The organism is Microbulbifer zhoushanensis (assembly GCF_021729055.1).
GTDB lineage: Bacteria > Pseudomonadota > Gammaproteobacteria > Pseudomonadales > Cellvibrionaceae > Microbulbifer > Microbulbifer zhoushanensis.
The window spans coordinates 182,022-204,524 of record NZ_JAJSAO010000006.1 but is presented as its reverse complement, the minus strand read 5'-3'; the positions used below and the strand labels follow the sequence as shown (position 1 = coordinate 204,524).

The 22,503-nt window shown below is 60.7% G+C and carries 16 protein-coding genes; 12 read left to right on the top strand and 4 right to left on the bottom strand.

All coding sequences use genetic code 11. From position 1 onward, the window contains the following. Nucleotides 1–98: 98 nt before the first annotated feature. The 3 genes from LVD10_RS13915 to LVD10_RS13905 form a co-directional block, all read right to left on the bottom strand. Nucleotides 99–1,373: an aspartate aminotransferase type Ic gene (locus LVD10_RS13915; protein ID WP_237064018.1), complete on the bottom strand. Its 1,275-nt coding sequence runs from the start codon at nt 1,371–1,373 to the stop codon at nt 99–101. 101 nt (nt 1,374–1,474) lie between these two features. After that, nucleotides 1,475–2,368: a DUF6279 family lipoprotein gene (locus tag LVD10_RS13910; protein WP_237064016.1), complete on the bottom strand. Its 894-nt coding sequence runs from the start codon at nt 2,366–2,368 to the stop codon at nt 1,475–1,477. 207 nt (nt 2,369–2,575) lie between these two features. Next, the gene (locus LVD10_RS13905; protein WP_233006004.1) at nt 2,576–3,889 is read right to left on the bottom strand and encodes a substrate-binding domain-containing protein; all 1,314 of its coding nucleotides are present in this window, start codon (nt 3,887–3,889) and stop codon (nt 2,576–2,578) included. A 345-nt stretch (nt 3,890–4,234) separates the two neighbouring features. Between LVD10_RS13905 and nagK the strand changes: the two genes are divergently transcribed. The 4 genes from nagK to LVD10_RS13885 are packed head-to-tail and all read left to right on the top strand — an operon-like array spanning nt 4,235 to nt 8,765. Then, nucleotides 4,235–5,179: an N-acetylglucosamine kinase gene (nagK, locus tag LVD10_RS13900; protein ID WP_233006003.1), complete on the top strand. Its 945-nt coding sequence runs from the start codon at nt 4,235–4,237 to the stop codon at nt 5,177–5,179. Nucleotides 5,180–5,203: 24 nt separating this feature from the next. After that, nucleotides 5,204–6,247, top strand: a complete 1,044-nt coding sequence (nagB-II, locus tag LVD10_RS13895) for a glucosamine-6-phosphate deaminase NagB-II (RefSeq protein WP_233006002.1) — start codon at nt 5,204–5,206, stop codon at nt 6,245–6,247. Between the two features lie 34 nt (nt 6,248–6,281). Continuing rightward, on the top strand, nt 6,282–7,412 hold the full coding sequence (gene nagA, locus LVD10_RS13890) for an N-acetylglucosamine-6-phosphate deacetylase (RefSeq protein ID WP_237064014.1): 1,131 nt from the start codon (nt 6,282–6,284) through the stop codon (nt 7,410–7,412). A 36-nt stretch (nt 7,413–7,448) separates the two neighbouring features. Then, nucleotides 7,449–8,765, top strand: coding sequence for a sugar MFS transporter (locus LVD10_RS13885; protein ID WP_237064012.1), 1,317 nt, complete (start codon nt 7,449–7,451; stop codon nt 8,763–8,765). Nucleotides 8,766–8,987: 222 nt separating this feature from the next. Here the strand turns inward: LVD10_RS13885 and LVD10_RS13880 are convergent, their stop codons facing one another. Continuing rightward, nucleotides 8,988–10,037: a LacI family DNA-binding transcriptional regulator gene (locus tag LVD10_RS13880; protein ID WP_233005999.1), complete on the bottom strand. Its 1,050-nt coding sequence runs from the start codon at nt 10,035–10,037 to the stop codon at nt 8,988–8,990. 375 nt (nt 10,038–10,412) lie between these two features. Here LVD10_RS13880 and pgi point away from each other — a divergent pair, with 375 nt between their 5' ends. The 8 genes from pgi (at nt 10,413) to LVD10_RS13840 (ending at nt 22,454) form a co-directional block, all read left to right on the top strand. After that, on the top strand, nt 10,413–12,077 hold the full coding sequence (gene pgi, locus LVD10_RS13875) for a glucose-6-phosphate isomerase (RefSeq protein WP_237064010.1): 1,665 nt from the start codon (nt 10,413–10,415) through the stop codon (nt 12,075–12,077). Nucleotides 12,078–12,100: 23 nt separating this feature from the next. Further along, a complete protein-coding gene (edd, locus tag LVD10_RS13870; RefSeq protein ID WP_233005997.1) occupies nt 12,101–13,918 on the top strand; it encodes a phosphogluconate dehydratase in 1,818 nt (605 codons plus the stop codon). Nucleotides 13,919–13,990: 72 nt separating this feature from the next. Next, nucleotides 13,991–15,451 (top strand): glucose-6-phosphate dehydrogenase, encoded by a 1,461-nt coding sequence (gene zwf, locus LVD10_RS13865; RefSeq protein WP_233005996.1) that lies wholly within the window; start codon nt 13,991–13,993, stop codon nt 15,449–15,451. A 58-nt stretch (nt 15,452–15,509) separates the two neighbouring features. Beyond that, entirely contained in the window at nt 15,510–16,223 is a 714-nt protein-coding gene (gene pgl / locus LVD10_RS13860; RefSeq protein ID WP_334079078.1) for a 6-phosphogluconolactonase, read from the top strand. Nucleotides 16,224–16,274: 51 nt separating this feature from the next. Then, nucleotides 16,275–16,907 (top strand): bifunctional 4-hydroxy-2-oxoglutarate aldolase/2-dehydro-3-deoxy-phosphogluconate aldolase, encoded by a 633-nt coding sequence (locus LVD10_RS13855; protein WP_237064008.1) that lies wholly within the window; start codon nt 16,275–16,277, stop codon nt 16,905–16,907. A gap of 70 nt (nt 16,908–16,977) precedes the next feature. Continuing rightward, nucleotides 16,978–18,012: a type I glyceraldehyde-3-phosphate dehydrogenase gene (gene gap / locus LVD10_RS13850; RefSeq protein WP_233005994.1), complete on the top strand. Its 1,035-nt coding sequence runs from the start codon at nt 16,978–16,980 to the stop codon at nt 18,010–18,012. A 65-nt stretch (nt 18,013–18,077) separates the two neighbouring features. Further along, nucleotides 18,078–19,514, top strand: a complete 1,437-nt coding sequence (pyk, locus tag LVD10_RS13845; protein ID WP_233005993.1) for a pyruvate kinase — start codon at nt 18,078–18,080, stop codon at nt 19,512–19,514. Nucleotides 19,515–19,907: 393 nt separating this feature from the next. Beyond that, entirely contained in the window at nt 19,908–22,454 is a 2,547-nt protein-coding gene (locus LVD10_RS13840) for a TonB-dependent receptor (RefSeq protein ID WP_233005992.1), read from the top strand. Nucleotides 22,455–22,503: the final 49 nt, after the last annotated feature.

Below are 22,503 nucleotides of genomic sequence, written 5' to 3'. Positions count from 1 at the left end.
TGCCCGGGTCACCGATATCCGGCAGAACCAGCAAAACAAAAAGGGGCGCCGCTGCGCCCCTTCTTGATTGGCCGGGTGTCGTTCCGGTGGCGGAAGGGTCAGGCCTGCTGCAACTGCACCCGTACGCTGGCCAGCTTGATGCACAGCACCAGTACCGACATGGCGGTATCCAGTTCCTCCAGTGGCGGGAAGCTCGGGGCGATACGGATATTGCGGTTCTGCGGGTCCTTGCCATAGGGGAAGGTGGCACCGGCCGGGGTGAGCTTTACCCCGGCCTCGGCGGCCAGCTTCACTACCTCAGTGGCACAGCCGGGACGCGTGTCGAAGGAAACAAAGTAACCGCCGTGGGGTGTTTCCCACTCGCCCAGGTCGGAGTCGCCAAAGGCGTCCTGCAGGTGCTTCAGCACACACTCGAACTTGGGTTTGAGGATATTGGCATGCTGCTGCATATGCTCTTTTAGCAGGGTGAACTCAGGAAAGAGACGTGAGTGGCGCAGCTGGTTTACCTTGTCCGGGCCGATCGTCATGGCCTGCATCTGCTGCTTGAGCGAATCCAGGTTCGCCGGGCTGGCGCTGACAAAGGCGACGCCGGCGCCGGCGTGGGTGACCTTGGAGGTTGAGGCAAACTGGAGCACGGAGTCGGCGGTGTCATTTTCGATCGTCGCCGAGCGGATGCTGGGGAGGTTGATATGCTGGTCCAGGTCGTGGATGGCATAGGCGTTATCCCAGAATATCCGGAATCCCGGATTGGCTACCTGCCCGAGTTGGGCCAGGCGGTTGACCGTATCCTGGTCGTAGGTGACGCCGGTGGGATTGGAGAACTTGGGCACGCACCAGATACCGATAATGTCCTGGTCCTCGCGCACCAGTTTTTCCGCCGCATCCATATCCGGGCCGGTCGCTGTCATCGGCACGTTCACCATGCCGATGCCCAGCTGCTCACAGATGGTGAAGTGGCGGTCATAGCCGGGGACCGGGCAGAGGAACTTGGGTGCCTGCAGTTCGCGCCAGGGCGTGGTGCCGGCAAAACCGAACAGGTAGCCGGTAAGCACTGCGTGGTACATGAGGGTTAGCGAGCTGTTGCCCCCGGCGAGAACTTCTTCAGTGGGCACCTGGAGGATGTCTGCCCCCAGGGCGCGGGTGCAGGGCAATCCCTCCAGGCCACCGTAATTGCGGGTATCGATGCCGTCCGGCGAGCGGTAATCGCCATTCAGGATACCGTCCAGCTTGTCGGAGAGGTGCAGCTGATCCGCGGATGGCTTGCCCCGGGTCAGGTCCAGGTTGAGTTCGTGTTGGCAGATACGCCGGTACTGCGCCTCCAGTTCCTGTTCCCATTCCAGTAACTGGTCGCGTCTGGCGGAGTCGATACGCACGTTCATCCCTCGTATAGCTGATAACTGAGGTGGCGAGCTTAGCAGGCCGGCGCCGTCGCCGTCAGCAACTATTGATGGCGCGGCGTTCGTTACAGTAGTAATTATTGCGCGCTGAGCGTGCGAAAGTCCCGGGCGTATTCCCGCAATGTGCGGGTCAGGTGATTGCGCTGCCGGTCAGTGATGGTGGCGAAGATCTTTTCTCCCAGTTGCCGCGCCCGGCGCTGGCGTTCCTCCTGCAGCTGGCGGTACTCCGCGGACCAGAGTTGCTGGGGGTTGTCGATCAGGTCCCGCAGTTTCTCCTGGTAACCTTCGGGGCGACGCCATAGGAGGTCGAGAAAGGCTGCCTGCCACTTCTGTCGCTGCTGGTCCCGGAGCAGGGGGTTATAGGCCACCTGGTGCACCCAGGCAGAGATCAGTTGTTCCTGTTCATCATTCAGGGAGCCCAGCCAGCGCTCACTCTGCTTGCGAATGCGTTTCCTGCGCTTCTGTTCGATTTTTTCCGGGGACTTCTGCCACTTCTCCAGGCTCTCCTCACGTTTCTCGCGCATTTCCTGCGCCAGTTCGCGCACCTGGTCCCGGGTGAGAGTGGCGCTGAGCGGCAGGAGCAGGTCGTAGAGCTGGGCGCTGGAGGTCTCCCAGAATTCCTCGAGTTGTGCCTCTACCGCTGGCAGGTCTTCGGGGCCGAAGTCGCGTGAATCGACTCGTGCTGCCAGTTCTTCCAGGGAATCTGCATAGCGGGGGAGCTGGGTGCGCCGGTGCCAGATGTGAAACTGGTCCAGTGACTGTCGCAGCATCAGCTCCTGCCGGTCATTGAAATCCACATAGTCGTCAATCTGCCAGCGCATCCAGCGGTCGAGCTGGTTGTACGCAAACTGGATGCTGGAACAGCTGGCCAGCAGCAACAGGCAGCTAATCAGTAGTGTCCGGCGCCATCGCCGGCCACCACCGGTACCTCGTCCTGCCTGGAAAAGTCGGTAGTCATCGACACCGTACATTGTTCACGCCTTCTGCTGTTATCCCCGGTGAGCCATTGCCCGCGCACGCATAGGTCCCACTGGTAAGTCTACTCAATCCAGGACAAGACGGACGCTGGCAGACCTGCTGCCTGCGTATGCTGGATAGCATTGGACAGAAACGCGGCCCATCGATTCACATACGTGCGGTAAAGTGGCGTGGATTGGCAGGTAATCGAGGCCGGGCCGCTACCGGATCCAGACCTCGACGCGGCTGTTCTTGAATGGCGCCTGGCCGGCATTGGCTGCGAGGGGGGCGAAGGCACCCAGTGCCATTACATTGATATTGCTGATGCTGTGCTCCCGCAACAGCGCCCCGCGGACTTTCAGTGCGCGGAAGCGGGAGATGAGGTCGGTAATATTGCTGTTGGAACCATGGTCAGAGAACCCCACCAGGGTCAGTTCCAGCTCCCGCTCGGCCTGTTGCAGGTAGTCTTCCAGTCGTCGCAGGTCCTTGAGGGCGCGGTTGTCCAGTTCGGCACTGCCGTCGGCAAACCGGAACGAGATACTGAGGCGCTGTGCTTCACGCATCAGTGCCTGGTAGTCGCCGGGTGCGTTCGGGTAAGGCGTTATTTCCAGGGCGACCGGTGACAGGTTGATGAAGCCGGTGTCCGCGACCAGTGCCTGGCCGGCGGCCGACTCAACATAACGCAGGAAATCCTCCACTTGCGGGTGGTACTGGGCCGGATTGCGGTACAGGTAGAGGCGTCGGGTCAGGGGAAAGTCTTCTGTGGCGACAATGCCCCGGTCTGGCACTACCGCAGCCAGTTGTCCCGCCTTGATGGCAACCTTCTTGACGCCTGTGGCATCCGCGAATGGTAGATAGCCAATCGCACCGGGCCTGGACATCACCAGTTCACGGGTCTCGGCATTGCCGGAGACCTCGTAGACATGGGGCTCTGCCTGTCGGCTGCCGCCAAAGATTTCACTGTCGAAAGTGGCGCGGGTACCGGATTCGATATCCCGGTGCAGCGGGTATACAGGCTGGTCTGCGCCGCCTAGTTCGCGCCAGTTGCGGATCTCGCCGCGATAGATGCGCTGCAACTGCTCGATGGTGAGCTGCTGTACCGGGTTCATCGGGTGCACGGAAACCACCAGGGCGTCGAGGCCAATGACATGTTCCGCCGCAACCCCGGTCATATCGCCAAAACGTGCCAGCCGGTTAATTTCCGCCGGCTTTATTCTCCGCGAGGCCATACCGATGTCTGCGCTTCCCGTGTCGAGGGCCTTGAAGCCGGTGCTGGATCCCCGCGCGATGATCGGTACTTGCACACGGCGGCCCGAGAGCTCGGCGGTTATCCAGTGTTGCTCGCCGGCACTGCGCTGGTCGATGCGCCTGCCACCCAGGCTTTCCAGGTAACCGCGGACCAGGGCGGGGCCCAGTTCGGCACCGATGGTATTGGAACCGGTAAGCCTGAACAGGGTCTGTGTCTCCAGGGCGGTGACGGGCAGTGCCACCAGAACCATTAGCAACGCTACACCCAGCTGCGTGAAAGCCCCCATTGATAAATCCCCTCTATCCTGCTTTATGCTTCAAGGCGCCTCCCTGTCCGACCGCCTGCCAGCGGGGAAAGCGGACGCTGTTATCGCAGAAAAGTGTGACAGGGTCGTTGCGGGAAGGAGGCGGTTTGTCACGTGCGTGGCACAGGGAGGTTACGCGGGGTGAAGTTTGCCGCCCGAGAGCGGAATTTTTCCCAAAAAGGGGATGACAACGCTGTCATGCGTCCTGTAGTATGGTTTTTATCGTATGGCACCGGCGCCCCGTGCGCCGCTCCTGCCTCCCGGGGGATTTGGGAACGGGTAGGGGAAGAGATACATAACAAAAGAAATTCTTAGAGGCCGATTGAGATGGTTGCTTCGAGAGATAGGGAACTCCTTTATATAGGTATCGATGGCGGTGGCAGCAAATGCCGCGCTTCAGTCGTCGACAGCGATAACCGTGTACTGGGTACAGGAGTCGCAGGTCCCGCCAATCCCCTGCATGGTTACGCACAGACGATAGATTCTGTGGTGCGGTCCGCCTCCCTCGCCCTGGCAGATGCCGGCCTGTCCGCAGACCTGTTGGGTGAGCTGGTGGCCGGTGTAGGGCTCGCCGGGGTCAATATGCCCAGCCTCTACAACAAAATGGCCTCCTGGTCACACCCCTTCCGCAAAATGTACCTCACCACCGACCAGCATTCGGCATGCCTGGGTGCCCATCGTGGCGGCGAGGGCGCAGTGATTATTGCCGGTACCGGATCCTGTGGTTATGCCTGGGTCGGCGGGCGCGCGGAAGTCCTGGGTGGTCACGGTTTCCCCCACGGAGACAAGGGCAGTGGTGCCTGGATGGGCATGGAAGCGGTGAAGTACCTGTTCCTCGCCCTCGATGGCCTGGCGGAGGACTCGCAGCTGAAAGACGAGCTGCTGCGCGTCCTGGAGAGCAGTGACGCCAACGACGTGTTCGAAAAAATTGGAGGCAAGTCCTCCAGTCACTACGCTCGTCTGGCAGTGCAGGTGGTTGAGTGTGCGGAAGCCGGTGATCCGGTAGCCTCCGCGATCATGCGTGATGGTGCGTCCTATATCAGTGACCTTGCAGACAAGTTGCTGGAATTCAATGCGCCGCGCCTGTCGATTATTGGCGGCCTGGCGCCGCGCCTGCGGCCCTGGCTGGCGCCACACGTGGTCGAGCGACTGGCGGATCCGCTGGACCCGCCGGAAATCGGATGCGTGCACTTCGCGCAGCAGTCGATGGCAACGGAAATCAGTGCCGGGGAGACGGCCACAGAAGCTGAGGGCAAGGCCCTGTTCGGTTAACAAGCAGAGAAGCTCGAGAATATTATGACTGCAGGAAATCCCGCCGAGGCAACACAGGTAGGTAGCACCATGGTCAAGACGGTTATGGAGATGGAGGCCCGCGAGGCGCCGGACAGGATCGCCGAACAGCTACAGGCCAACGCCGGCGTCATGGCAGAGCTCGGTGAGCGGCTGCGGCGCCAGCCACCGCGCTTCGTAATGATCGTCGGGCGCGGCTCATCGGATCACGCCGGGGTGTTCGCCAAGTACCTGATAGAAATCGAGACCGGTGTTCCCACCTTTGCCGCGGCCCCGTCTGTTTCCAGTGTGTACGGCCGCAAGCTGAAGCTCGAGGACGCGCTGGTGCTGGTAATTTCCCAGTCCGGCCGCAGCCCGGACATCCTGGCGCAGGCGCGCATGGCGAAGGAGGCAGGTGCCTACACCGTGGCACTGGTAAATGATGAATCGGCCCCGATCAAGGATATCGCCGACCTGACAGTACCGCTCAAGGCTGGCCCGGAAAAGGCGGTGGCCGCCACCAAGAGTTACCTGGCGACGCTCTCGGCGGTGCTGCAGCTGGTGGCCAACTGGACCGAGAGCGACGACTTGCTGGCCGGGGTGGACGCACTGCCGCAGGTCCTGCGCGACGCTGTCGACGCGGAGACCCAGCTGCGCCCGGAGGACCTGGCCGCGGTGAAAAACCTGGTGGTGCTGGGGCGCGGCCCCGGTTACGGCATTACCCGTGAACTTGCTCTGAAGTTGAAGGAGGTCTGCAACATTCACGCGGAATCCTTCTCCAGTGCGGAGTTCCTGCACGGGCCGGTCACCCTGGTGGAGCAGAAGCTCACCGTGATCAACGTACCGATCGAGGACGAGTCCTTCCAGGCACACAGCGAACAGATTGCCGATATCATCCGCCGTGGTGGCACCCTGATCAACCTGCATGTGCCCAGCCAGGGCGTACACCCGCGCGTCGCGCCCCTGGCCCTGCTGCAGCGTTTCTATATCGATGTGGCTCATGTGGCGGTCAGTCGCGGGATCAACCCGGACGAACCTGCCGGCCTCAAGAAAGTCACCCAGACGGTCTGATGACAGGGCGCTGTAAGCGGATTTGGAGATACTCGTGAGCCAGGTGTTGGTAGCCGAACAGTTATTCGACGGCGAGCAGTTACATCGGGATGTAGCCCTGCAGGTTGATGGCGAAGGCCGGATTTCCAGTGTGGGAGGCCCTGCGCCGGAGGGGGCACAGCGGCTGCGGGGCCTGCTGGCCCCGGGCCTGGTTGATGTCCAGGTCAACGGTGGCGGCGGTGCACTGTTTAACAATGAGCCTACCGTGGAATCACTGGTCAGAATGAGTCGCGCCCATGCGCGTTATGGCACCACCGGTTTTATGCCCACGCTGATCACGGATGAAATCGAGGTGATGCAGCGGGCGGCGGACGCCGTAAGTGCTGCACTGCGAGAGGGCGTGCCGGGCGTGCTGGGTGTGCATTTCGAGGGGCCCCACCTGAGTGCGCCCAAGAAGGGTACCCATGAAGAGCGTTTCATCCGGCCGCTGACCGACGGGGAGCTGGCCATCTACGCCCGTGACGACCTGGGGATCAAGATGGTCACCCTGGCCCCTGAAAATGTTGCGCCGGAAGATATCCGTAAGCTGGTGGACCTTGGAGTGAGAGTCTGCCTTGGCCACTCGAACGCCGATGGCGCTACCGCCGCTGCGGCACTGGAGGCCGGGGCCACCGGCTTTACCCACCTGTATAACGCCATGTCGCCGCTGCACTCGCGCGAGCCGGGCATGGTGGGTACGGCCCTGATCAGCGACGACGCCTGGTGTGGCCTGATTGCGGATGGCCACCACGTGAGCCCTGAAGCCATGATCCTGGCGCTGAAGGCCAAGCCGCGGGGCAAGGTCATGCTGGTCACCGATGCCATGTCCCTGGTGGGCAGCGAGGAGACGAGCTTCCCGCTGTTCGATCGCACGGTGGTGCGGCAGGGCGACCGCCTGACCTCCACCACAGGAGAGCTGGCGGGATCACACCTGGATATGATCAGCGCGGTGCGCAACATTCGCGACTGGTGCGGTGTCGAGTTGATTGAGGCGCTGAGGATGGCCTCGCTGTACCCGTCACAGTTTCTCGGTTTTGCGGGCGGGAAGATTGCGGCAGGTGTGCGTGCAGACCTGATTTTGTTGAATGGCGATCAGCGGGTCACGAAAACCTGGATTGCCGGACAGGAAGTCTTTTCCGCCCAGTAAACAGACTTGTAATTATAACGATAAAAGGTGCTCCCTATGGAAACTGCAGTTCTGAGCCAGAACGAATCCCGCAGCAGCCTGTTGCCCATGGCAATCATTGGCATGCTGTTTTTTATTTTTGGTTTTGTGACCTGGCTGAATGGTTCACTGATCCCGTTTCTCAAGGTGTTGTGCGACCTGAATGAGTTCCAGGCGCTGTTCGTTACCTTCGCCTTTTATATTGCCTACACCGTCATGGCCCTGCCGATGTCCTATATCCTGCGCCGGACGGGCTATCGCGACGGCATGGCTATCGGCCTCGCGATCATGGGCGTGGCCGCACTGGTTTTTATCCCCGCGGCGCAGACGGGTAGCTATCCGGTATTCCTGCTGGCCCTGTTCGGCCTGGGTGCAGGCCTGACCATCCTGCAGACCGCCTCCAATCCCTATGTGGTCAAGGTGGGTCCGGCGGAGAGCGCTGCCACGCGCATCGCGGTAATGGGCATCATCAATAAGAGCGCCGGTGTCCTGGCGCCGATCGTGTTCACGGCGCTGGTGCTCTCGGGTCTCGCCGATTTCAATACCGAGGCGATCTCCAGGCTCGGTGAAGCGGAGCGCGCGGCACGGCTGGAAGAGGTTTCCAACCGCCTCATCATGCCTTATGTCTATATGGCGGCATTGCTGTTCATGCTGGTGGCACTGGTGAAGCTGTCCGGACTGCCTGATATCGACGAAGAGGAGAGCGAGGACAGCGAGACGAAATCCGGCATCCTGCAGTTTCCCCAGGTAGTGCTCGGGGCGCTGGCGCTGTTCACCTACGTGGGGGTGGAAGTGATTGCCGGCGACACCATTGGCCTTTACGGCGAGCGCCTGGGCCTGGCCAATTATGCCTCGCTGACTTCCTACACCATGGTGTTTATGGTGATCGGCTACCTGGTTGGGGTGGTCGGTATCCCGCGCTATATCAGCCAGCAACAGGCGCTGCTGGGCTCGGCCGTTGCCGGTAGCCTGTGTGTTATGGGGGTATTGTTCGGTTCATCCGAGAGCACGGCGATTGCCAGTATCCTGTGGGGCTGGTCGGGTATCCCGGTGGTGCCGGACACCGTGACCTTTGTCGCCCTGATGGGTCTGGCGCATGCCCTCTGCTGGCCCGCAATCTGGCCGCTGGCGCTGGAAGGCCTGGGCCGCTTTACCGCCCAGGGCTCAGCGTTGCTGATCATGGGGATCGCCGGTGGTGCGATTATCCCGCTGGTGTTCGGCAAGATGGCGCACTTTGCAGACAATACCCAGGTGGGCTACTGGGTGGCACTACCCTGTTACCTGTTTATCCTTTTCTATGCCCTCAAGGGGCACAAGATGCGCAGCTGGAGCTGACCCGCGTCAATCAGTTTTGTTTTCTCATCGTTGTAACCTTTGGTTCTCGTGACTTCGCCCTCCACTGGAGGGCTTTTTTATGCGTGGGGAATCGCCTCGATGCGCCTGTGGGGCCGGGGCCGTGAAAGCGGGGGATCAATTGCCGGTTGATTGCGGCATAAGGGGAGGGCAAAGCCGGGTGTGCCGGGGCGCCCGCTGGTGCGGGGCCCGGGGATGGCGAGATTATTCCGCCGGTGCGGGGCCGCTGGAATCGCGCACCACCAGCTCCGGAGTGAACTCCCGCTTGATGCCCGCCTCCTTGCTGGCCGAGCCGCTCTCGGCAGCGGTATGGCCCCTCGCCTTGCTCAGTACGAGGGCGGCAGCGCACTTGGCAATTTCATTGTTGGGCTGGTGGGCGGTGGTGAGTTTGGGCCAGGTCTGCCTTGAGAAGGGGCTGTCCTCAAAGCCGACAATGGAGAGCTGCCCCGGAATATCGATATTCATCAGCCGTGCGGCAAACAGGGCGCCGGCCGCCATTTCGTCGTTACTGGCAAAGATGGCGGTGGGCGGGTTGTCCTGGCCCAGCAGTTTTTTTGCTCCCTGCACGCCGGAGTCGAACGAGTACTCCCCTTTCAGGACCAGGTCATCCTCGACCGGGATCCCGGCCTGCTCCAGGGCCTGGCGGTAACCTTCCAGGCGGCCGTAGGTCGAGACGTGCTCTTCGCCACCGCAGAGGAAGCCAATGCGTTTATGGCCCAGCTGCAAGAGATGCTGGGTCAGGTCGAATGCAGCTGCGGTATCGTCCACCTGGATACAGTCCTCGCTGTCCTCGAGGTCGGCCGTCTTGGAGACAATACGGACATAGTCCACATTGAGCTTCTTGAGAGTGTCGATGACAGAGGGAGTTTCCGAGAACGGCGGGGTGAGGACCAGGCCGGCCACTTTCGAGTGCAGCACCAGGTCTTCCAGCTCCTGGTATACGGATTCCGACCGGGAGTTGCTGGGGTGGATCAGCAGTTCGTACCCCCGTGCCTTGCAGGCATCCAGGATACCGTTCTGCATGTTGATGACGTAGTAGGCGTTGGGGTTGTCGTAGATCAGGGCAATGGTATAGGCCCGTGATCCGGCCAGGTTGCGTGCCGCCAGGTTGGGCTGGTAGTGGAGCGCGTCCACCGCATCCTGCACCTTCTTCCTCGTGGCGGGGCGGACCGAGGGCTCATTATTGATAACGCGCGAAACCGTTTTTATGGATACGCCGGCGCGAGCGGCGACATCGTTGATGGTAACTTTCATTGGCGGCGGTCTTGTCCTTGGTCCCGGTTGCCGGGACTTCCATTCCGGGGCCTTCCCTCTCAGGCGGCGTATCGTCCCAGTCTACCAGCAATTCCCGGGTGCTTCGCGTGCACGGCTTTGAAGGGTTGTGTGCCCACGGCGAGGACCGGGAGCAGTGTCGGCGATGGGCCTGCCGGCTTTGTGAAGTATTACTACAAAAAACGCGCCGACCGCCTGTCGCGGATGTTCTGTTTCGGTTAGTATGACAGCGTTGTCATCCGATTTTGACCGTTTGGCGCCCCGGTTATGCCGGCGTGTCGACCAGGGTGGCAGCCAGGAAATAAGAATTGCCGTCCCGGCCTGGGCGCCGGCGATAACAGAAAATAGGGGGCAGCCATGGATATCACCACATTGCCGGTCTGGCACAAACTGCAGGTGCTCGCGGGGGAAATGAAGCAGCGGAAACTGGCGCAGATGTTTGCCCGGGATCCGTCGCGTGCCGACCGTTACTCGCTGGAAACACCGCACTTCCTGCTTGATTACTCCAAGAACTTCATCGATGAGCAGGTGCTACAGGCGCTGCTGGAGCTCGCGCGCGAGACCGGCCTGGAAGACTGGCGGGAAGCAATGTTTGCCGGCGAGCCGATCAATCGCACCGAGGGACGCCCGGTACTGCACACGGCCCTGCGGGGTTCTGCAGGGCCGTCTGTCACAGTTGATGGTCAAAATGTGAGCAGTCAGGTCGAGGCGGAGCTGGCACGCTTGAAAGAGTTTGTAAATTTACTACATAATGGCGACATTCGCGGATGCGGCGGCTCTCCTGTTACCGATGTGGTGAATCTTGGGGTTGGGGGGTCGCACCTGGGGCCACAGATGGCGGTGGAAGCGCTCAGGCCATACTGGCAGGGCAAGATCCGGGTTCATTTCGTCTCCAACGTAGACGGCGCCCAGCTGGAAAACACGCTGGAGGGGTTGCGACCGGAGACCACACTGTTCCTGGTGTCATCAAAAACTTTCACCACCGTCGAGACACTGACCAATGCGCGCAGTGCACTGGCCTGGCTCGGCGAGCTGGCACCCGAGGCGGAGCTGTTGCGGCGCCACTTTGTGGCGGTGACAGCGAGCCCGGACAGGGCACGGGAATTCGGTATCCCTGACAGGTTTACCTTCCGGTTCTGGGACTGGGTTGGTGGGCGCTTCTCGCTCTGGTCCGCCATCGGCCTGCCGCTGGCGATTGCGGTCGGCTTTGGTGGGTTCCGTGCAGTGCTGGATGGTGCGGCAAGTATGGACCGGCACTTCCGGCAGGCGCCGCTGGCAGAGAATGCGCCGGTGCTGATGGCGCTGGTGAGTTTGTGGAACTGCACTTTTATGGGCTGGCCCGCCCAGGCGGTATTGCCCTACGAGCAGGCGCTGCACATGTTGCCGGCGTACCTGCAGCAGGCGGAGATGGAAAGTAACGGTAAATCTACTACCAGAACGGGGGAGGAGGCGGCTTACACCACCGGCCCCCTAATATGGGGACAGCTCGGCATCAACGGCCAGCACGCTTTTTACCAGTACCTGCACCAGAGCCCGGAAGTGGTTCCCGCTGACTTTATTGGGAGCACACGGCCCGGGCACAGTCTCGGGGCGCACCACGAAATCCTGCTGGCCAATATGTTTGCGCAGAGCCAGGCCCTGATGACCGGTGTGAATCGCGAGCAAGTGGCTGCCGAGCTGGGTGAAAAGGGGCTTCCGGCCCAACAGGTGGAAGAACTGGTGCCCTATAAAGAGCACCGCGGGAATCGGCCGAGCAACACCGTGCTGCTGCGCGGGCTGGATCCGCAGTCTCTGGGGGCTCTGGTTGCACTTTACGAGCACAAGATTTTTGCCCAGGGTGTTGTGCTGCAAATTTATTCTTTCGACCAGTGGGGCGTGGAACTGGGTAAAGGCCTGGCATCGGCACTACAACCGAAGTTACGGAGTGGTGACCTGGCCGGTGAGGACAGTTCCACCGCGCGCCTGATCGAGTACTACCGGCGGGCGAACCCGGGGAGTGAAGCCCGGGAGTTTGCCGGGTAAATACACAATAGAGCAGAAAGTTTATGGTACACAGCAAGGTTCAAGCGGTTACCGAGCGAATCATCGAGCGGAGCGAACAGACCCGCGCGGAATATCTGGCGCAGGTCGAAAAGTCGCATATCCAGGGGCGGGCGGCCAGCCACCTTTCCTGCGGTAACCTGGCGCACGCGATCGCGGCTTCCAGCCAGGAAGAAAAGAACCTGATTGCCTCTGGCCGCGGTCCCAACCTGGCAATCGTCAACGCCTACAATGACATGCTTTCGGCACACCAACCCTATGGTGCCTATCCCGACCTGCTGAAACAGGCCGCGGCGCGCAACGGTGCTACCGCGCAGGTGGCGGGTGGTGTGCCCGCCATGTGTGACGGTGTGACCCAGGGACGCACCGGGATGGAGCTGAGCCTGTTTTCCCGGGATGTCATCGCCATGGCCACGGCCATTGCGCTGTCGCATGATGTCTTTGAAGGCAGCATGTACCTGGGCATCTGCGACAAGATTGTCCCCGGGCTGGTGATCGGTGCATTGGCCTTTGGCCACCTGCCGGCGATATTTGTCCCGGCGGGTCCCATGCCTTCCGGGCTCCCCAATCCGGAGAAGGCCCGGGTGCGGCAGTTGTACGCCGAGGGCAAGGTGGGCCGCGAGGAACTGCTGGAGGCCGAGAGTGCCTCCTACCACAGTCCCGGTACCTGCACCTTCTATGGGACCGCCAACAGCAACCAGATGCTGGTGGAGATCATGGGGCTGCAGCTGCCGGGCAGCTCATTTGTCAATCCGGGCACGGAGCTGCGCAACGCACTGAACGATGCGGCAGTGAAGCAGCTGGTAAACATCACCGAGCCGAGCCAGCATACCCCGATTGCGAAAATCCTCAGCGAGAAGACGTTCGTCAACGGTATCGTCGGGCTGCTTGCCACCGGTGGCTCCACCAACCATACCTTGCACCTGGTGGCGATGGCGCGCGCTGCCGGTATCCAGATCACCTGGCAGGATATGGCCGAGCTGTCCGACGTGGTGCCACTCATGTGCCACGTCTACCCGAATGGTGTGGCGGACATCAACCACTTCGCCGCTGCCGGTGGTATGCAGTTCCTGATCCGCGAATTACTCAGCGCCGGCCTGCTGCACAATGATGTACACACAGTACTGGGCAACTCCGGGCTGAAGCCTTACTGCCACGACCCCTTCCTTAACGATGACAAGACCGATGTGGTCTGGCGCCCGACGGTCGAGGAAACCGGTAATCCGGACATCATCCGCCCGGTCAGCGACCCGTTCTCCCATCACGGCGGCCTGCAGCTGCTTGAAGGCAATATCGGCCGCAGTGTCATCAAGGTGTCCGCCCTCAAGAATGACCAGCTGAAAGTAAAGGCGCCGGCTATCGTCATGAACAGCCAGGACGAATTGCTGGAACGTTTCAAGGCCGGTGAGCTGGAAAGGGATTTTGTCGCGGTGGTCCGCTTCCAGGGCCCCCAGGCCAATGGTATGCCGGAACTGCACAAGCTGACCCCGACCCTGGGTGTATTGCAGGATCGCGGTTTCAAGGTGGCGCTGGTGACTGACGGCCGTATGTCCGGCGCATCGGGCAAGGTACCTGCGGCGATCCACATGTCTCCTGAAGCTGCCGATGGCGGCTGGATTGCGAGGATCCAGGACGGCGACATCATTGAGCTGGATTCCGAGGCCGGTGTGCTGCAGGTGCATGTAGACGACGCCGAGCTGGCCGCGCGGGAGCCGGCAGAGCACGACCTGAGTGCAAATGGCCGGGGTATGGGGCGCGAACTCTTTAACAACCTGCGGGCCCTCGCCAGCGGCGCGGAAAGCGGCGCGAGCGTTCTCTACTAACCGGCGCCAAGACGTCACGGAGCTTTTTAACGTGGGGCTCAAAAACTCTTACAGGATGGCAGAGCAAGAGACATGAATAATCCTTTTGACTTGGTGTTGTTTGGCGGTGTGGGCGACCTGGCCCTGCGCAAGCTGATTCCGGCCCTTTACCGTGCACACCTGGAAGGGGGCCTGGCCGAGGGCAGCCGCATCCTGCCGGTCTGCCGTCGCCAGGAGGATGTAGACAATTACCTGGACCTGGCCCGTGAGGCCCTGAAGACCCACCTGCGCAACGGGGAGTACAGCGAGTCGGTATGGAAGTCGTTCAGCAACCTGTTGCGTGCAGTGGCGCTGGATATTTCTGAGCCGGACGACAAGTGGGATCAACTCGGTGACATCCTGGGCGCCGGCGAGGAGCGGGTACGTCTGTTTTACCTGGCGATCCCGCCTGCTGTTTTTGGGCCCTGCTGCGAGAACCTCTCCCTGAAGGGGCTGATCCACGAGCAATCGCGTGTAGTGGTGGAAAAACCTCTGGGATATAACGCCCAGACTTCTGCAGAGATCAACGGCAAGATCGGCGAATACTTCCCGGAAAACCATATTTTCCGCATCGACCATTACCTCGGGAAGGAAACGGTCCAGAACCTGCTGGCACTGCGCTTCAGTAACGTGCTGTTCGAACACCTGTGGGATGCCAGCGTTATTGACCACATCCAGATCAGTATTGCCGAGACCGTGGGCCTGGAGGGACGTGCCGGTTTTTACGATGAGACCGGCGCGATGCGGGATATGGTGCAGAACCACCTGTTGCAGCTGCTGTGCCTGATTGCGATGGAATCCCCCAACAGCATGTCCTCGAAAAATATCCGCACTGAAAAAATCAAGGTGCTGGAAGCGCTGCGTCCGCTGGTTGGCGAAGCGGTGGAAGAAAATATCGTGCGTGGCCAGTATGTGGCCGGTGGCCTGGGCACCCAGCTGGTGCCCGGTTATCTCGAGGAGCTGGATGCAGCCTCCAGCAATACAGAAACATTTGTCGCCATCCGTGCCCATATCGATAACTGGCGCTGGGCTGGCGTGCCCTTTTACCTCCGTACCGGCAAGCGGATGGAGAAGCGCTGCGCTGAGATTGTGATCCAGTATAAGGATGTCTCGCACCGGGTGTATGGCGAGAGCGCTGGCAAGGTCATCCCGAACCGGCTGGTGATCCGACTGCAGCCCGAGGAGAGCATCAAGCTGGTGCTCATGTCCAAGAAAATGGACAGCCTGGAAATGGAACTGCAGCCTGCTGAACTCAACCTTTCACTGTCCGAAACCTACGACAGCTTCAAGAGTGACGCCTACAAGCGCCTGATGCTCGATGCGGCGGCAAACAACGCTGCACTGTTTATCCACCGGGAGGAAGTGGCGGCGGCCTGGGCCTGGGTCGACCCGATCATCGATCACTGGCGGGAAACCGATAGTCAGCCGGACCTGTACCGGGCGGGCAGTTGGGGGCCACAGGCTGCCAACGAGCTGCTCGAGGAGGACGGGCGGCACTGGTTTAACGCCCAGTAGCCACTTGCCGATAGAAATCAGAAATCAATTGAATTAACACCGATCGGGGCCCCAAGCCATGATGGTAGAAGAAAAGTTTTATCCGGATCGCGAACGCCTGGTGATGGCGCTGGCAAATGACTGTGCCAGCGCCCTGCAGCGGGGTATCAAGGAGCAGGGCCAGGCCACCTTCCTGGTCTCCGGTGGCAGTTCACCGGAGCCGGTTTATCAGGCGCTGTCAAAGCGGCCGCTGCCCTGGAACCAGATCAATGTGGCCCTGGTAGATGAACGCTGGGTAGAGCCCGGGCAAAGCGGCAGTAACCACTCTTTTATCGAAAAGAGCCTGTTGCAAAACAACGCTGCCGAAGCGCCGTTCCTGGGCATGAAGAACGCTCACACAAGCGCGGCAGAAGGGCAGGCCGATTGTGAGCGCGCCTACGCTGAACTACCGCGTCCTTTTGACGTGTGCCTGCTGGGAATGGGAAGTGATGGCCACACCGCCTCACTCTTCCCGCATGCGGCGGGACTGGAGCAGGCCCTCGATGCGGATGCTGCTGAACTCTGCCGTGCCATTACCGCGCGGCAGAGTGAGGTGACTGGCAGCCACACCGAGCGCATGACCCTGAGCCTGGCCGCCATCCTGCAGGCGCGGGATATCAAGCTGCTGATTACCGGTGACGAGAAACTGAAAGTTTACCGCGAGGCACTGCTGGGTACGGACGAGCTGGAGATGCCGATTCGCAGCGTGCTGCGCCAGGGGCGGAAACCGGTCACGGTTTACTGGGCACCCTGATTGGCCGGGTCATCTGGTGGATTTGATAGATACAGAAATTGGGATTGATCAATGCAGAACAAATTAGGAGAAGTGCTGGCGCAGGCGGGTGTCGTGCCGGTACTGGTCATCGACGACGCCAAAGAGGCACTGCCCCTGGCCCAGGCCCTGGTTGAGGGTGGCCTGAATGTGCTCGAGGTAACCCTGCGCACCAAAGCTGCCCTTGCGGCGGTAGAGGAAATCGCCAAACACCTGCCGGATGCCCATGTGGGCACAGGCACCGTGATGAGTGCGGAGGACATTCGCCGTTCGGTGGATGCCGGGGCAACTTTCATGGTGAGCCCGGGGACGACCGAAAAGCTGCTGGATGCCGCCGCGGAATGCCCGGTACCGCTGCTGCCGGGAGCGGCCAGCCCATCCGAGGTCATGCGCCTGTACGAGCGTGGCTATCGGTACCAGAAGTTTTTCCCGGCGCAGGCCGCCGGCGGTGTGCCAATGCTGAAATCCATCGGCGGGCCACTGCCCCAGGTGCAGTTCTGCCCCACCGGTGGCATCGGTCCCGGCAATGCGACGGATTACCTGGGGCTGGCCAACGTGGTGTGTGTGGGCGGTTCCTGGATGGCGTCACCGGCCCTGGTGAAGGAGAAGAACTGGGACGAGGTTACGCGGCTGGCGCGTGAGGCTGCGGCACTGGGCAACGGATAGAAATTAACGGCGGGGTGCAGCCCCGCTGCGAGACGCGGTAGTAATAAGTTCAATAATTGAGGCTTGGGATATGAAAATCAGAATTGCGATCAATGGCTATGGCCGCATCGGGCGCAATGTCACCCGTGCAATTTACGAATCCGGCTACAGCGACAAAGTGCAGCTGGTGGCCATCAATGATCTCGCGCCGGTGGAGTCCAATGCGCACCTGACGCGGTTTGACACTATTCACGGCCGGTTCAATACGCCGGTGAGTGTCGAGGGGGACGCGCTTCTGATTGGCGGCGACCGTATCCAGGTATGCCAGGAGCGGGACCCGGCGCAGCTGCCGTGGAAGAAACTGGGCGTCGATCTTGTGCTGGAATGCACTGGCCGCTTTACGGGCAAAGAGGCCGCCTCTGCGCACATTACTGCGGGTGCCAAGGCTGTCTTGATTTCGGCCCCGTCCAAGGATGCGGACCTGACCGTGGTTTACGGCGTTAATGACGACAAGCTCACCGCCGAGCACAAGGTGGTTTCCAATGCGTCCTGTACCACCAACTGCCTGGCACCGGTAGCCAAGGCACTGCACCGCGAGCTGGGTATCGAGCGCGGCTTCATGACCACAGTGCATGCCTACACCAACGACCAGAATACCCAGGATGCGGTACACGCCGACATCTACCGTGCCCGTGCTGCGGCGGACAACATGATCCCGACCAAGACCGGTGCTGCGGCTGCAGTGGGCCTGGTATTGCCAGAATTGAAAGGGCGCCTGGACGGTATGGCCGTGCGGGTCCCGGTAAGCAATGTATCCCTGGTGGACTGCCAGTTTATCGCCGGCCGCGACACCACCGCCGAGGAAGTAAACCAGGTTATGCAGCAGGCAGCCGAGGCCAGCGGTGGGGTACTGACATACTGCGACCAGCCCCTGGTTTCGGTGGATTTCAATCACACCACCGCATCCAGCCACTTTGACGCCAACCATACCCGGGTCAACGGCAACCTGGTGAAGGTGATGGCCTGGTACGACAACGAGTGGGGCTTCTCGCACCGCATGCTGGATACCAGCCTGGCCATGGCCGAGGCGCTGAAACTCGAACGGGTTGCCGCAGAAACTGCCTGAGCAGGCGGCAACTCCAAAATATCCGCGCAGCGGAAACAACAGTCTCCAGAGAACGACAGCCATTTATGATCCGACACACTAAAATCGTCGCCACTCTCGGCCCGGGCACCGACAAGCCACACGTTATCGAGGAAATGATCCGTGCCGGGGTCAACGTGGTGCGCCTCAACTTTTCCCACGGCAGTGCCGACGACCATCGTCGCCGTGTCGAGGAAGTGCGCGCTGCCGCGGCCGCGCAGAACCGCCTAGTGGCAGTGCTGGGTGACCTGCAGGGGCCCAAAATCCGTATCGCGCGCTTTGCCAGCGGCAGTGTCTGGCTGGACAACGACGCCGAATTCACCCTGGATGCGGACTGTCCACCTGAAGGCGGCGACGAGCACCGCGTGGGTGTCGACTTCCCGTCGCTGATCGAGGACTGCGAGACCGGCAACATCCTGCTGCTGGACGATGGCAAGATCCGCCTGGAAGTGACCGGTGCCACGCCTACCAAGCTGTTCTGCCGCGTGTTGCAGGGGGGCAAGCTCTCCAACAACAAGGGCATCAACCTGCTCGGCGGTGGACTGTCCGCGCCGGCACTGACGGAGAAGGATTACCGCGATATCAAGCTGGCGGCTGAGCTGGACGTGGATTTCCTGGCAGTGAGCTTCCCGCGCTGTGCGGAAGACCTGGAAACCGCCCGCCGCGCAATGGAAGAGGCCGGTAGCCAGGCGGCAATCGTGGCCAAGGTGGAACGCGCTGAAGCAGTTGCGGATGACGACACCATGGACAGCCTGATCCTGGCCGCCGACGTGATCATGGTGGCTCGTGGTGACCTGGGTGTGGAGATTGGCGACCCGGCACTGATCGGCGTGCAGAAGAAACTGATCAACCGTGCCAATGCCCTGAACCGTGGTGTGATCACCGCGACGCAGATGATGGAATCCATGATTACCAGCCCCACGCCCACGCGGGCCGAGGTCATGGACGTGGCCAATGCGGTGCTGGATGGCACTGACGCGGTGATGCTCTCGGGAGAGACTGCTGCGGGTGATTTCCCGGTAGCCGCAGTGGAGTCCATGGCCGAGGTGATCGTGGGTGCGGAGCAATACCTGGGCAGCGTGCCGCGCCCGGCGGTAGAGCGGGGGGCGTCCGAGCGTATTGATACCGTGATTGCCCAGGCCGCCATCGACGCGGCGGCGCGGGTTGAGAACCTGTGTGCGATCGCCGCGCTGACGGAATCCGGCCGCACGCCGCGTCTCATGTCGCGGGCCACCACGCGCCTGCCGATCTACGCCCTGACCCGTCACCCGCGCGTCGCGCGCCAGTTGGTGCTGTTGCGCGGGGTAGAGCCGGCGGAATTCGATCCGGCTCCGGTACCTCTCGGCCACCTGACCGAGTCGATTATCGAAGTCCTGAGTTCCCGGGTCGACCTGCAGAAGGGCCAGCGAATCCTGATTACCCAGGGTGAGCGGCTTAATGTCGGTGGTCACACCAGCTCGATGCGGATTAAAGAGATTGAGTGATATTTAGCCAACAACGCTGGCCGGGCGGAACAGGAGTTGCGCCCGGCTTTCCCGGTATTGCGGCTCTCTGCCCGGAAGTTGATCATCCTCCGCCCCACAGGCCAATCCCTCCCCAGATTTTCCCCAGACATCTTTGCTTGCGTAAGTGACTGAAGCGAAAACAATTTTCAGAAAGTTGTGTATTTTTTAGTCGCTTTTCGCGCATCTCCTGTCCGTAATTGACGGTTGTTTTGCCCGCGGGGCAGTAGCTTTTTATTTTTTTTGTGTGTATCTTCGAGCGTGTAGATGACAGCGCTATCATAAAACGGAATGACAGCGCTATCATTTAGGCGGTACAAGGTGAAAAAAATTATTAACCAACCTTCATATCAATAAAAAGGAAGGGGAAACTCGATGCTAAAGCGCAATCAACTCGCACTTTCCATTAGTGCGGCCGTGCTCAGTGGCGGCCTGATGGCTCCGCTGGCCGTTGCCCAAACTGACCAATCCCTTGAAGAGATTACCGTGACCGGTATTCGCGGTTCTCTGCAGGATGCCCTCAGCACCAAGCGCGATTCCAATGCGATTGTAGATGCGATCTCTGCTGAAGATATCGGCAAGTTCCCGGACAAGAACGTTGCCGAGTCCCTGCAGCGCGTCCCGGGCGTGACGATCCAGCGCCAGTTCGGTGAAGGTGCGGCAGTGTCTATCCGGGGTGCCGGTAACGACCTGACCCTGACCACCCTGAATGGCCAGAACGTGGCATCCACCGGCTGGTTCGTGCTGGAGCCGGCCAAGCGCAGCTTCAACTATGAGCTGCTGCCGTCTGAGCTGGTAGGCGATATCGAAGTCTACAAGAGCTCCCAGGCAGACCTGGCCGAGGGTGGTGTTGGTGGTACCGTGGTGATTAATACCCGCAAGCCGCTGGACCTCGATGCAATGACCCTGCACGGCGCTGTTGAAGCGTCTTCCCAATCCGATTCCGATTCCACCGACCCGCAGTTCTCAGGCCTGGCCAGCTGGAAAAACGATTCTGAAACCTTTGGTGTGCTGGTATCCGCCGTATCCCAGGAGCGCCAGCTGCAGCGCCAGGGCAACGAGGCATTCTGGGAGTGGGGCGCAGGCCCGGTGGCATTCGAGCAGGAGCGTAACCGCTCTGCGATCAACGCCACTTTCCAGTACCAGCCGACCGAGCGCCTGGACATCGTGTTCAATGCCATCGACATGCAGATGGAAGCGGACAATACCAACTACGCACTGTGGCTGACCCAGGGCAACTGTGGCTGGTGTGGCGTAGAGGTTGACCCGGCTGACCAGCTGAATGGCACTACCGCCCGCGGCCCCCTGAACGTCGCCTTCCTGCAGGCCCGTCCCCGCGAAGCGACCATGAATTCCGATGTATTCGATCTGTCCACTACCTACTCCGGTGACTCATACGAGCTGAGCTTCCAGGTTGGCCGCACCACCTCCAGCGGTGGCACCGACTTCGAGATGGTGCTGGATGATGGTTCCGGTGGCACCCCGATTCCGGGCGGTACCTACGATTTCTTTGGCGGCGGCCAGAGCTGGGACCTGAATGGTTTCGACCTGGCTTCCTACGACCCGGGCTCCGTAGCCATGGGTACCGGTGCCAACTTCAATGCGACCCCGAAAACCGACGAAGAGTCTTACTTCCAGGCAGACCTCGAGTTCGATGTCGAGCTGGGCCTGATCAACAGCATCAAGACCGGCATCAAGACCGCTGACCACAACGCGACCAGCCGTCGTTACGAGTTCCTGCAGGACCCGGATTTCGAAACTTCCATCGCCACGGCTGACGTGCTCGACGGCACCATCGAGGCGGGTGCCGGTGGTTATGTAATTCCGAAGCTGGACGCCGATGCCCTCAAGGCCTGGGCTCGTTCCTCCATCGTTGGCAAGGTTGAGGATCTCGGTTCCTACAGCGAGATCGACGAGACCAACGATGCTCTATATGTAATGGCAAATTATGCCGGTGACCGGGTTCGGGGTAACTTCGGCCTGCGCTATATCGCGACCGATGCCACCTCCACTTATTACCTGGACGGGCAGCGTACCGAGAGCGGTGCGGACTACTCGGAAATCCTGCCGAGCTTCAACCTGGCCTATGACCTCACCGACGAGGTGATCCTGCGTACCTCTGCGGCCAAGGTCATTGCGCGCCCGCAATACGTTGACATGTACGTAAACCCGAATGTGCTGGGTGCGGACGACGAAATCGACAACAACCAGATCTGGGTAGTGGGTAATGTTGGCCTCGAGCCCTATACCGCCAACCAGTTTGACCTGGGTGTGGAATGGTACTTCGCCGAGGGCTCCCTGCTGTCCGGTGCAGTGTTCTACAAGGATGTGTCCAATTTCGTGACCATCAGCGAGTACGCTGCCGACGCCAGCGAGATTCCCTTTGACCTGCCAGCCAGTGAAGAGGCATTCGGCTGGACGGTACAGGAGCTGGATAACGGCGAAAGTGCTGACATTACCGGTATCGAGCTGGGCTACCAGCAGGATTTCGGCAATGGCTTCGGCACCATCGTGAACTACACCTGGACCGACACCTCAACTGCCGAGGATACCTTCACCGACGGTAACCCGTTCCTGAGCGACAGCTCCGAGAACGTCTACAACCTGACCGGTTACTACGAGAATGCCATGTTCTCGGCGCGTATCGCCTACAACTGGCGCAGTGAGTACATGATTCGGGAGTCCGGTTCCTACGGTAACCGCCTGCACGATGACTTCGGCAGCCTCGACCTGAGTGGCGTCTGGCACGCGACTGACAATGTCGATGTAAAGCTGGATGTCAACAACCTGCTGGCCGAGGAGTCTGTACAGCTGGGTAACAATGCCGAGCAGACGCCGGGCAGCGGCTTTACGCCGGGCTTCCCGCTGTACGAGTACGAGACTGCTCGCCGGGTAAACCTGGGCGTTTCTGCCAAGTTCTGATCGGGAATCTGGTAGTATAAGCGGTAGCGAAGAAAGGGAAGTTTAGGCT

Bases quoted from the DNA above. Each gene is read 5' to 3' on its own strand.
- LVD10_RS13910 (WP_237064016.1), bottom strand. From the start codon at position 2,368: ATGTACGGTGTCGATGACTACCGACTTTTCCAGGCAGGACGAGGTACC.
- LVD10_RS13905 (WP_233006004.1), bottom strand. From the start codon at position 3,889: ATGGGGGCTTTCACGCAGCTGGGTGTAGCGTTGCTAATGGTTCTGGTG.
- nagK (WP_233006003.1), top strand. From the start codon at position 4,235: ATGGTTGCTTCGAGAGATAGGGAACTCCTTTATATAGGTATCGATGGC.
- nagB-II (WP_233006002.1), top strand. From the start codon at position 5,204: ATGACTGCAGGAAATCCCGCCGAGGCAACACAGGTAGGTAGCACCATG.
- LVD10_RS13885 (WP_237064012.1), top strand. From the start codon at position 7,449: ATGGAAACTGCAGTTCTGAGCCAGAACGAATCCCGCAGCAGCCTGTTG.
- LVD10_RS13880 (WP_233005999.1), bottom strand. From the start codon at position 10,037: ATGAAAGTTACCATCAACGATGTCGCCGCTCGCGCCGGCGTATCCATA.
- pgi (WP_237064010.1), top strand. From the start codon at position 10,413: ATGGATATCACCACATTGCCGGTCTGGCACAAACTGCAGGTGCTCGCG.
- edd (WP_233005997.1), top strand. From the start codon at position 12,101: ATGGTACACAGCAAGGTTCAAGCGGTTACCGAGCGAATCATCGAGCGG.
- zwf (WP_233005996.1), top strand. From the start codon at position 13,991: ATGAATAATCCTTTTGACTTGGTGTTGTTTGGCGGTGTGGGCGACCTG.
- pgl (WP_334079078.1), top strand. From the start codon at position 15,510: ATGATGGTAGAAGAAAAGTTTTATCCGGATCGCGAACGCCTGGTGATG.
- LVD10_RS13855 (WP_237064008.1), top strand. From the start codon at position 16,275: ATGCAGAACAAATTAGGAGAAGTGCTGGCGCAGGCGGGTGTCGTGCCG.
- gap (WP_233005994.1), top strand. From the start codon at position 16,978: ATGAAAATCAGAATTGCGATCAATGGCTATGGCCGCATCGGGCGCAAT.
- pyk (WP_233005993.1), top strand. From the start codon at position 18,078: ATGATCCGACACACTAAAATCGTCGCCACTCTCGGCCCGGGCACCGAC.
- LVD10_RS13840 (WP_233005992.1), top strand. From the start codon at position 19,908: ATGCTAAAGCGCAATCAACTCGCACTTTCCATTAGTGCGGCCGTGCTC.